Origin of the sequence: Lederbergia galactosidilytica, assembly GCF_017873565.1 — a bacterium.
GTDB lineage: Bacteria > Bacillota > Bacilli > Bacillales > Bacillaceae_C > Lederbergia > Lederbergia galactosidilytica.
Map to the genome: position 1 here is coordinate 173,394 of NZ_JAGGKH010000011.1, position 10,831 is coordinate 184,224.

Below are 10,831 nucleotides of genomic sequence, written 5' to 3' on the forward strand. Positions count from 1 at the left end.
GGAGCTTTATATGATTAAGAAATTATTACAATTATATCCAGATGCAATTACGGGTTTAAAACCCAATACTGATCCACAATATACTTGGTTAAAGGACGAAATTGAAGATTCTTACATAGGTATTCCTAAAGCAAAATTAACTAAAGATGAAATAACATTGCTTACTACCTTGTTTCCATTAAAACAAAGACAGAAAATAGTGCGCGCTCCTTTAGCGGAAGAATGGTATCAATTTTTACTACATAATGGAAAAATTCCATATTCCAAAGCAAGCGATATTCGCTTTATTCATTTTACCATCCCAAATATGCGTGATGACTTTCAATATAAAGAATGGGAAGAGGCGACGAAAAGCCTTTTTTCGAATGAAGTAATCTTTGTTCCTTTTAGCCATCACCATGGAGTAATCATTGAAGATCAACCAAACCTCTGTATTTCGGAAGAAGAACTATCTTCTGCTATTGAAGCATTAGAAAGTGACTTCTTTATTAAAATTCATTTTCACCTTGGCTTTTTTCAACCTATTAACAATCAAATAAAGCAACTATTTCAACTAGAGCAAAGATTGTTGGCTGTCTCATTATCTAATCATCCCGAAGAAAGAATTATGACACGGGAAAAAGCCATTCCTAATTATTCATATCTTAATCTTCCCGAACAAGAGCGTCCTATTCTTTTTGCAGATATTCACCAAATTTTATTGGATGATCCTGATCTTATCAGAACGATTAAAACCTATATCGAAAATCAAGCAAATGCCACTTTAACTGCCAAACAATTGTTTATGCACCGTAACAGTCTTCAATATCGTATCGATAAATTTATAGAGAAAACAGGAATCGATATCAAAACATTTCATGGTTCCTTTTTTACATATCTAGCTTGTCTCCATATGGAAGCCTAGGCGGTAGGGAACGACAAGCTAATGTAATGCCTCTAGGAAGACGTTCTTTGCTTCCTAGAGCGGTTAAAGTCATGAACATCGCTAGCGACATTCACCTGCACTAATAATTCCCCTACTGCAAGTACTATAAGCTCCCCTGATGTTTCTTGTGAGAAGGAATAGGGAGATGCTAAGCTCGCTATATCTTGCATCAATGTCTGTGCATTACACTATTGTAAATAACTCCAAGTAAAATTCCCACAAACTTTTAGTCTTCTGAATAAATGGGCATCTTGCCTAAAAAATTGATTGTGTTTTTGTGCACCTTGTCCATAGCCTATTGAAAGCGGATTCTGTACAATGAAGTTACATTAATTTTAGGGGGTTTTATCAATGGCTGAATTACGTCTCGATGGTATTTATAAAGTTTATGATAATAAAGTAACAGCAGTATCTGATTTCAATCTTCATGTAGAAGATAAAGAATTTATCGTCTTCGTTGGACCTTCCGGTTGTGGTAAATCTACAACACTACGTATGATCGCTGGTTTGGAAGAAATTTCTCAAGGTGACTTCTACATTGATGATAAAAGAGTAAACGATGTAGCACCTAAAGACCGTGATATTGCGATGGTGTTCCAAAACTATGCCCTTTACCCACATATGAGTGTTTATGATAATATGGCATTTGGATTGAAATTACGTAAAATGCCGAAAAAAGAAATTGAAGAACGTGTAAATAACGCAGCAAAAATTCTTGGTCTTGAAAGTTTCCTTGATCGTAAACCGAAAGCACTTTCTGGTGGACAACGTCAGCGTGTTGCTTTAGGTCGTGCGATTGTCCGTGATGCAAAAGTATTCCTTATGGACGAACCTTTATCTAACTTGGATGCAAAGCTTCGTGTGCAAATGCGTGCAGAAATCGCAAAATTGCACCAGAGACTACAAACAACAACAATCTATGTTACCCATGACCAAACTGAGGCAATGACAATGGCTACACGAATTGTTGTAATGAAAGACGGAGTCATTCAACAAGTTGGTAGTCCGAAAGAAGTATATGATAATCCAGAGAATGTCTTTGTTGGTGGATTCATCGGATCTCCTGCAATGAACTTCTTCAACGGAAAACTTGAAGATGATGGTTTCAAAGTTGATGGAGGAGCAAAAGTAGCTGTACCAGAAGGCAAAATGAAAATGCTTCGTGAACAAGGTTATGTAGGGAAAGATCTTATGATGGGTGTACGTCCTGAAGATATCCATGATGAGCCTGCATTCATTGAAGCATCACCTAATTCAAGAATTACAGTCAAAATCGATGTTTCTGAGCTTTTAGGTGCTGAAACACAGCTTTATTCCTCCATTGGAGAACAAGAATTTGTAGCAAAAATTGATTCTAGAACGATTGCAGAACCAGGACAATCCATGGAACTTGCTTTGGATATGAACAAAGTACACTTTTTTGATACTGAGTCTGAACTTAGAATTCGCTAAAGCTATTTAAAACTTAACAGAAAAACCTACCTTTTTGGAAAAATTGGTAGGTTTTTTTACTTTCTTTTAGAAAATAATATTCATAATCCAACACAATTCTTATTTCAAGATAAACCCGGGAAAAATTCCCACTAGCATTTATGAATAATTTCAAAGTAAAAAAACATAATAAAAAGTACAAACCACAATTCTCGCTGGGTCTTACCTCAGTAGGACACCTATAAGTGTGCTGGTGCAAATCCAGCTGACCCAACCATATCATAATAATACAACAAGGAGATGACAGAAATGGCTAACAACAATTCTAACAACTCAAACCAAATCTTAGTACCTGGTGCTGAGCAAGCAATTGACTCAATGAAAGTTGAAATCGCACAAGAGTTTGGTGTAAATCTTGGAGCCGATACAACTTCTCGTGCTAATGGTTCTGTTGGTGGAGAAATTACAAAGCGCCTAGTATCTATGGCTCAACAACAACTTGGCGGCGGCTATAACGGTTAATAAAAATTGAATATAATGGCTAAAGCCCCCAAATTTGGGGGCTTTCCAATTTTCAAACGATAAACCTACCTAATATCTGAGGTTCTAACATTGTAACGTTCAAGCCGACACTAATATAGGGGTCAAAAACGTCGCGAACTTAGCCGTTCTTCCTATCGCCATGGTGTTTGCGCATTAATTATACATTAACCATCTTGCTTGGATCGATCCACTCATCATATTGTTCTGCTGTCAAATACCCTGTCTTAATCGCTGCTTCTTTTAAAGTGGTTCCATCTTTAAAAGCTAACTTAGCAATTTCAGCAGCTTTTTCATAGCCAATATGAGGATTTAAGGCAGTCACAAGCATAAGAGAGCGGTTAACATTTTCAGCAATCACATCTAAATTAGGCTCTAAACCTATGATACAATTCTCGTCAAAAGAAATCATACTGTCTGCCAAAAGTCGCACGGACTGTAAAAAATTATAAATAATGACTGGCTTAAAAACATTTAATTCAAAATTCCCTTGACTGGCCGCAAACCCAATTGCTGCATCATTTCCCATTACTTGTGTTACAACCATTGTGATTGCTTCACTTTGGGTAGGGTTTACTTTACCTGGCATAATAGAACTCCCTGGCTCATTAGCCGGTATTGATAACTCTCCAATTCCACTTCGTGGCCCACTTGCTAACCACCGAACATCATTAGCAATTTTCATTAAATCGGCTGCCAATCCTTTAAGAGCTCCATGAACAAAGACAATTTCATCATGGCTTGTCAATGCATGGAATTTGTTATCTGACGAAACAAAAGCGTAATTGGTTTGTTTCCCTAGTTGTTCAGCCACCATATCGCCAAAAGCAGGATCTGCGTTAATCCCCGTTCCTACGGCAGTACCACCAATGGCTAGATGGAGTAAATGCTCAACACTTTCTTTGATCATTTTTTCGCTTCTTTCCAACATTGCACGCCAGCCACTAATTTCTTGACCTAATGTTAAAGGTGTCGCATCTTGTAAATGAGTACGACCAATTTTTATAATGTCCATATAGGCTTGTTCTTTTTCCTGTAGTGTAGATTTCAACTGTTGTAAAGCTGGTAATAATAACTCTTGGATTTCTTGGTAAGCGGCAACATGCATCGCCGTTGGAAAAGTGTCATTAGAGCTTTGAGACATGTTGACATCATCATTAGGATGAACTGTCTCCTCTATTCCTTGTTCCGCTAATAATTCATTCGCACGTCTGGAAACCACTTCATTTACGTTCATATTAGATTGAGTTCCGCTTCCAGTTTGCCAAACAACTAGTGGAAAATGTTCATCAAATTTCCCTGCTAATACTTCATCACAGGCCTCGGTTATCGCTGTTTTTTTAGCAGAAGAAAGTTTGCCTAATTGATGATTGGCAATGGCTGCCGCTTTCTTAAGATGAGAAAAGGCTTTAATTACTTCCATAGAAACTTTTTCAGTTCCAATTTTAAAATTTTGCTTACTTCTTTGGGTTTGAGCACCCCAATATTTGTCATTTTGTACTTTAATTTCTCCGATTGTATCTTTCTCAATACGAAAATCCATATGTATAGCCTCCTATATCTAACATCCTCTTCTCTATTTTCTCATAATCAACAGAATTTTTCATCTTCTAACATGAATATTTATGGATAATTTATCCGCTATTATTTGGCATAAAAAAAGCAACCCAATAGTCGAAAAATAAACTGATGGGTTGCCTGTCATTATTCAAATTTCTGTTTAAGTTTCTTTCTCAATTTTTCTTCCATTTCCCGCAATTTCCCTTTTCCCTTGTCCATTTTATCTTTCCATTTTTCTGCTTCATTTGTCATTTTTTCATCAAAATCTTTTAATTTTTCTTTAATCGAACGATTATCCTTTTTATTTTGTTCTTCGATATTCTGATTGATTGATTTTGTTTTAAAATCTTCATTTTCTATATGGGGAAGACTGTTCGCCATCATACTACGAAAAATTGGCACTACAACGTCGCCACTTGTTCCTTTTAAATAATGCTGTTGGTCCGTGTAATCATATCCCAGCCAAACCGCACCGACCAAATTTGGTGTATAGCCAACAAACCACTGATCTTTCGTTCCATTTTCATCAAAAGATACCTGTGTTGAACCTGTCTTCCCAGCTAGCTTATACCCATCAATTTTCGCTTTACTTCCTGTTCCCGAATCAATGACATTCAATAACATTGCCGTCATTTGTTCAGCAGTAAATGCATCCATTACGCGTGTTTTTTTAGGATGAACCTCTACCTCTACATTCCCTGTTGGTCCAACAATTTTTGTAATAATATGGCTTTGAATACGTTGGCCACCATTTGCAAAAGCTGAGTAGGCTTCCGCCATTTGCTTAGGGGAATATCCTGTGTCTGTACCACCAAGTGCCAGACTCAAATTTTTATCTTTATCTGAAACAGGAAGCCCGAATTTTTCAAGCGCTTGGCTCCCCTTTTCTATTCCAATTTCATTTAACAGCCAAACAGCTGGAACGTTCAAGGAATCTTCAATGGCCTGATACATTGGCACTTCACCTGCATATTGATGGTTTGCATTTCGTGGTTTATAACCATCAAAAGAAAGTGATTCCTCATCTTTCAAGATCGAATTAGCATTGTAACCTGCTTCTAATGCAGGAGTATAGACGGCTAAAGGCTTAATAACAGATCCTGGTTGTGCCGTTAATTGCGTTGCACGATTATATCCTCGAAACGTATGCTCCCCACGCCCACCTACAAGCCCACGAATCCCTCCTGTTTTCGGATCAAGTAACACAGCGCCACTTTGTGCTAAAGTTCCATCACTACTACTAGGGAACAGAGCATCATTATTGTATACATTTTCCAATGATGATTGTAGGTTTTGGTCCATCTGTGTATATATTTTATAACCCCTTGTTAGAATTTCATCCTGTGTAAGTCCGTATTTGTTAATTGCTTCATTTAGCACCGCATCAACATAATAAGGATACTTTCCTTTCAATGGATCTTCACCTTGATTATTTAAGACGATTTTTTCATTCAAGGCTTGATTCATCTCGTCTTCTGTAATCATTCCGTACTTTTCCATCTGTCTTAAAACAATGTCACGTCGTTCGATAGATGCTTCCATATTTTTATAAGGATCTAATGCTGAGGGACGATTTATAATACCTGCTAACATCGCCGCTTCACTAATCGTGATATTCCCTACATCCTTACCGAAATATGTTTTAGAGGCGTTTTGAACTCCCCAACCACCACTGCCAAAAAATACTTGATTCATATACATTTCTAAAATCTCGTCTTTTGTAAAAGATTTCTCTAACTTGACAGCAAGAAAAATCTCTTCCAGCTTTCGTTTGTATGTTCTTTCAGGTGATAATAAAGCAACCTTAGTCAATTGCTGTGTTATTGTGCTACCACCTGCAGTAATTCTTCCAGCTTTTAAATTAGAGAAAAAGGCACGCATGATCCCTTTCACATCAAAACCATTATGTTCACGAAATCGATGGTCTTCAATTGCAATAATCGCTTCCTGTAAATGCTCTGGAACTTCGTCAATCGAAACTCCTTCCATTCTATTTGCGGAGATTTTGCTGGCCTCATCGCCATCTTTATCATAAATAATGGTTGATTGTGACAATCCTTGTTTTAGTGCTTCCACGTTTGTGGTACTAGCAACCCAGGCAAAATAGCCCAATCCAAGTAAAATAACTAAAGAAATCATTAAGATTAAAATCTGATTTAAATGTGCTTTTTTCCAAAATCTTTTTATTGCTTCTACAATTGTTGTGATTGATTTCATAGCAATTTCACCACTTCTTCAAGTTCATTAACCAAATACACTATAATACTTTTATATAAGATAATCCACAACTTCTTACTTATTCTTACATAATTTTATCTCATTATTAGTAAATTAGCTGTTCTTTATTGAGGATGCATATAAAAGATTGTATGATAATAAGTATAAATTAATTGGTTTTTTAGATGAAACAATCGAAACTAATAAATTTTTGGTAATTATTGGTAAATACAGAAGGATATTTATTGTGAGAGCCGAATTAAAGAGAAGAGGTGAAAAAATGAGCCAAATAAAAGAAGACGTTTTATCCTCTATACAAATGCAGAAGAAGAGAGTTTTGGCACATTGGAAGGAAAAACTTCTCAAGTCACCAGATAACATTTTTAATGAATGGATGGAAACTCATATAAAATTAATGTTTGATATCTTCCTAAGTGCCACTACATTATCCGAATTAGAGAAAGAAAAATATTTACAAGAAAAAGCCGAAGAACTTTCAAGGAAATTAATATATAAACCAAGTATTGTGCATTTCTTAGTACAGAATATCACAAGTATAAAAACCGAAATGACCGCAATTATTTTTAAATTGCCTATTCAAGAAGAAAACCATTTTGTTTTTTATTATAAACTATCTTCCATTATTGATTCTTTTATATTTTATTTATTAAAATCTCTAGCTGAGTCAGAAAAATCTTTACACGAGGCTAAAAAGGAACATGAAGATCGCTTAACCCTCTTAGGTCAGATGACTGCGAGCTTTGTTCATGAATTTCGTAACCCCTTAACAACTGTAGATGGATTTATTCAATTACTTCGTTCCGATAGACCAGATCTTCCCTATCTAGATATTATTCAAGATGAGTTAAGCGATTTAAAAGTAAAAATAACCCAATTTCTAATGCTTTCTAAAAAAGAAAAGACCAATCTAAAAAAAGGTATTTTTTCCTTATCTGATCAATTTGATCAGATTCTTTCCTTCATTTACCCAAAAATTTTAGAGTCCAATGTTCAACTCGATACAAATTTTATTGGAAAACTATACATAAATGGATATGCCGAAGAAATTAAACAAGTCCTCATCAATATTATTTTCAATGCAATAGAGGCGATGTCCCGCCAAGTTTCCAAGCCAGTTATAAAGATAACAGGCTATCAAGAACGGCACCAGAATTACATCAAAATAGCAAATTCTGGTCCTAAAATACCCGAGAATATTGTTGAAACGATTTTCGATCCTTTCTTTACTACTAAAAATTCAGGAACAGGATTAGGGCTTTATGTATGTAAAGAAATTATAACCAAACACAAAGGCAATTTAATTTGCTCATCTGATGATAATTGGACAGAATTCACAATTATTCTTCCAGTTTCACATGTATAAAGTTGAGTGGAGAGAAAAGATTCTCTCCACTTTCCTGCTTTCTTAAAACAAGTATACAGCCTTACATTGATCTTTCTTATCCTACAACCAAGCTGCACCAACGATAATCAACAGGATAAATAATACAACAATCAACGCAAAGCCACCGCCGTAGCCGTAACCACCGCCAGCTCCGCCAGCATATCCGCCGTAGCCGCCACAGAAGCCCATATTCTCACCTCCAGGTCAGAATTAAAGAGTGAATGATCACCCTTGCATCATATACTATTCAAAAGATCAAAAAGATGTATGGACGCTAAAGAACTTTTTTACTTTTATCGTTTATTTATTTTGATATACTTAAGGGTATGATTGAAAGTGGATGTTCAAAAATCTGATAAGAGGACATATCAATACGGGAGGCGTTTCGTTTAGTACCTATATATCCACGAGTTGAAGTGATGGCAAAAATATTTTTCTGCTTGAAACTCCTTATCCTGGAAGATTTGTATAAACGCAGTACTAAGTATTTGTTTCTAACACCTTTAACCATCTTCTCTCTATATCCCTTTTTGAACACTATTTGAAAGGAGTTCTTTAGTTGAAATCACTTGTCTTAGCGGAAAAACCTAGTGTGGCACGAGATCTTGCTCGTGTACTAGGTTGTACAAATAAACAAAAACATTATATTGAAGGGCCGAAATACGTTGTAACATGGGCTTTAGGTCATCTTATTGAGTTGAAAATGCCTGAGGATTATGACCCAAAATATAAAACTTGGAAAATGGAGGATTTACCAATTATCCCTAATAAAATGGGACTTAAAATCATTCGGCAAACAGCTCCCCAGTTCAAAGGTATTCAACAGCTTGTAAAGCGAAAAGACTTATCCGAACTTATTATTGCTACCGATGCGGGGCGTGAAGGAGAACTTGTTGCAAGGTGGATTATCGAAAAAATCCATTGGAAAAAGCCAGTCAAACGACTGTGGATCTCATCTCAAACTGACCGTGCCATCAAAGAAGGGTTTAAACAATTAAAGCCCGCAAAGCAATATGATTCCTTATACGAATCAGCTGTTTGTCGTTCTGAAGCAGATTGGTTAATTGGACTTAATGTAACACGTGCCCTAACAACGAAATATGATGATCCCTTATCCGCTGGTCGGGTACAAACACCAACTTTGTCGATGATTCTTGATCAAGAAAAACAAATTCAAGCATTTGTGCCAAAAGAATATTGGAATATACAAGCAAAAATCGGCTTATTAAACGCTGTTTGGCATGAGAATGGTGAGAAAAGAGTTTTTAATGAAGCTAAAGCAAAGCAAATTGTACAAAAAATAGAGAAACAACAAGCAAAAGTAACAGAAGTCAGCCGAAAGGAAAAGTCTGAACAGCAGCCTCTACCTTATGATTTGACGGAGTTACAACGAGATGCAAATCGCCGCTTTGGTTTCTCGGCAAAGAAAACACTTAATGTCCTTCAGAATTTATATGAACAACATAAATTAGTCACATATCCAAGGACAGATTCACGCTATTTAACGACAGACTTGGAAAGTACGATGAGCGACCGCTTGCAAGCTATATTCCCAGCTTTTAAAGAAGACGTTCAACCTGTTATAAGAGGGAAAGTAATCGCGAAAAAAGTTTTTAACAATGAAAAAGTAACAGACCACCATGCTCTTATCCCAACTGACGAACGGCCGAAATTAGGTAATCTTTCTACTGATGAACGAAAATTATATGAGATGATTGTTAGTCGATTTTTAGCTTTATTTTATCCGAAGTACCGTTATGAGACTATTAAAGCAGAATTTAATGTAGCTGGACAAACCTTTACTGCCCATGAATCCATTATATTGGACCCTGGTTTTAAGGCTGTTACAGAAAAAAGGGACGAAAATAGCAAAGATGGGAAAATGGGAAATGTAAAACGAGACATGACCTTTTCTATCACAAATATTCAATTGGAAAAGAAGTTAACCGAACCACCGGCTCGATTTACAGAAGCAGATTTGCTTGCCAGAATGGAGAAATATGGATTGGGTACACCAGCTACTCGAGCCGATATTATTGAGAAACTACTTAGTTCTGAAACAATTGATCGTCAAAACAATCGGCTACACCCTACGCCAAAAGGGAAGCAACTTATCGATTTAGTAAACGACGAGTTAAAATCACCGAAATTAACAGCAAAATGGGAAGCGGAGCTAGAAGCGATTGCCCGAGGTAAGGGAAAGGCAGAACAATTCCTAAAACAAATCCGCCAACAAACAAAACAGCTTGTAGCAGAAGTAAAATCCAGTGAGCAAAAATATAAAGCCCATAATTTAACGGGATCAAAATGTCCTGAATGTAGTTCATTCATGAAAGAAGTAAAAGGCCGTGATGGTCGAATGTTAGTTTGTTCGAATCGGGAATGCCAATTCCGTAAACGGAAAGATCCAAAACTTTCCAATCGCCGTTGTCCACAATGCCATAAAAAAATGGAAATTCATAATGGAAAAGCAGGAACATATTTTCAATGCAGAAATTGTAATCTTGTTGAAAAGGCCAATAAGCAGAAAAAAACAGTAACGAAAAGAGAAGAAAAACAACTATTGAAAAAATACACAAAGGATGAAAGCTTTGGTAATAGCTTAGCTGATGCATTAAAAGCGGCTATGAAAAATCAAGAATAACGAACTTAGTTTTTAATCGAGTAGGAGGCTAATCATTAATTGATTAGCCGACCTCTCACACCACCGTACATACGGTTCTCGTATACGGCGGTTCAATAACTTAAGTATC

8 protein-coding genes are annotated in these 10,831 nt (G+C 36.3%); 5 read left to right on the forward strand and 3 right to left on the reverse strand.

Annotated features, from left to right (window positions below; translation table 11 throughout):
* Nucleotides 1–10: 10 nt before the first annotated feature.
* The 3 genes from J2Z23_RS13260 (at nucleotide 11) to J2Z23_RS13270 (ending at nucleotide 2,878) form a co-directional block, all read left to right on the forward strand.
* A complete protein-coding gene (locus J2Z23_RS13260) occupies nucleotides 11–904 on the forward strand; it encodes a helix-turn-helix domain-containing protein (RefSeq protein ID WP_057981502.1) in 894 nt (297 codons plus the stop codon).
* 372 nt (nucleotides 905–1,276) lie between these two features.
* Nucleotides 1,277–2,377 carry an ABC transporter ATP-binding protein gene (locus tag J2Z23_RS13265; protein ID WP_057981501.1) on the forward strand — a complete coding sequence of 367 codons (1,101 nt, stop codon included), beginning with the start codon at nucleotides 1,277–1,279 and terminating at the stop codon, nucleotides 2,375–2,377.
* A gap of 288 nt (nucleotides 2,378–2,665) precedes the next feature.
* A complete protein-coding gene (locus J2Z23_RS13270; protein ID WP_057981500.1) occupies nucleotides 2,666–2,878 on the forward strand; it encodes an alpha/beta-type small acid-soluble spore protein in 213 nt (70 codons plus the stop codon).
* 178 nt (nucleotides 2,879–3,056) lie between these two features.
* Here the strand turns inward: J2Z23_RS13270 and fumC are convergent, their stop codons facing one another.
* Both fumC and J2Z23_RS13280 read right to left on the reverse strand, forming a co-directional pair.
* A complete protein-coding gene (gene fumC / locus J2Z23_RS13275; RefSeq protein WP_064467440.1) occupies nucleotides 3,057–4,439 on the reverse strand; it encodes a class II fumarate hydratase in 1,383 nt (460 codons plus the stop codon).
* A 161-nt stretch (nucleotides 4,440–4,600) separates the two neighbouring features.
* Complete coding sequence (locus J2Z23_RS13280; RefSeq protein WP_209974181.1) at nucleotides 4,601–6,673, reverse strand: transglycosylase domain-containing protein; 2,073 nt, start codon at nucleotides 6,671–6,673, stop codon at nucleotides 4,601–4,603.
* 148 nt (nucleotides 6,674–6,821) lie between these two features.
* Between J2Z23_RS13280 and J2Z23_RS13285 the strand changes: the two genes are divergently transcribed.
* Nucleotides 6,822–8,057: a sensor histidine kinase gene (locus J2Z23_RS13285; protein WP_209974182.1), complete on the forward strand. Its 1,236-nt coding sequence runs from the start codon at nucleotides 6,822–6,824 to the stop codon at nucleotides 8,055–8,057.
* 81 nt (nucleotides 8,058–8,138) lie between these two features.
* On the opposite strand, the gene J2Z23_RS13290 is transcribed toward J2Z23_RS13285, so the two are convergent.
* Nucleotides 8,139–8,267 (reverse strand): YjcZ family sporulation protein, encoded by a 129-nt coding sequence (locus J2Z23_RS13290; protein ID WP_082881156.1) that lies wholly within the window; start codon nucleotides 8,265–8,267, stop codon nucleotides 8,139–8,141.
* A 370-nt stretch (nucleotides 8,268–8,637) separates the two neighbouring features.
* Between J2Z23_RS13290 and J2Z23_RS13295 the strand changes: the two genes are divergently transcribed.
* Nucleotides 8,638–10,722 carry a DNA topoisomerase III gene (locus J2Z23_RS13295; RefSeq protein WP_064467442.1) on the forward strand — a complete coding sequence of 695 codons (2,085 nt, stop codon included), beginning with the start codon at nucleotides 8,638–8,640 and terminating at the stop codon, nucleotides 10,720–10,722.
* Nucleotides 10,723–10,831: the final 109 nt, after the last annotated feature.

What these genes read in the sequence shown, in the direction of transcription:
- J2Z23_RS13260 (WP_057981502.1), top strand. Translation starts at nt 11, where the DNA reads ATGATTAAGAAATTATTACAATTATATCCAGATGCAATTACGGGTTTA.
- J2Z23_RS13265 (WP_057981501.1), top strand. Translation starts at nt 1,277, where the DNA reads ATGGCTGAATTACGTCTCGATGGTATTTATAAAGTTTATGATAATAAA.
- J2Z23_RS13270 (WP_057981500.1), top strand. Translation starts at nt 2,666, where the DNA reads ATGGCTAACAACAATTCTAACAACTCAAACCAAATCTTAGTACCTGGT.
- fumC (WP_064467440.1), bottom strand. Translation starts at nt 4,439, where the DNA reads ATGGATTTTCGTATTGAGAAAGATACAATCGGAGAAATTAAAGTACAA.
- J2Z23_RS13280 (WP_209974181.1), bottom strand. Translation starts at nt 6,673, where the DNA reads ATGAAATCAATCACAACAATTGTAGAAGCAATAAAAAGATTTTGGAAA.
- J2Z23_RS13290 (WP_082881156.1), bottom strand. Translation starts at nt 8,267, where the DNA reads ATGGGCTTCTGTGGCGGCTACGGCGGATATGCTGGCGGAGCTGGCGGT.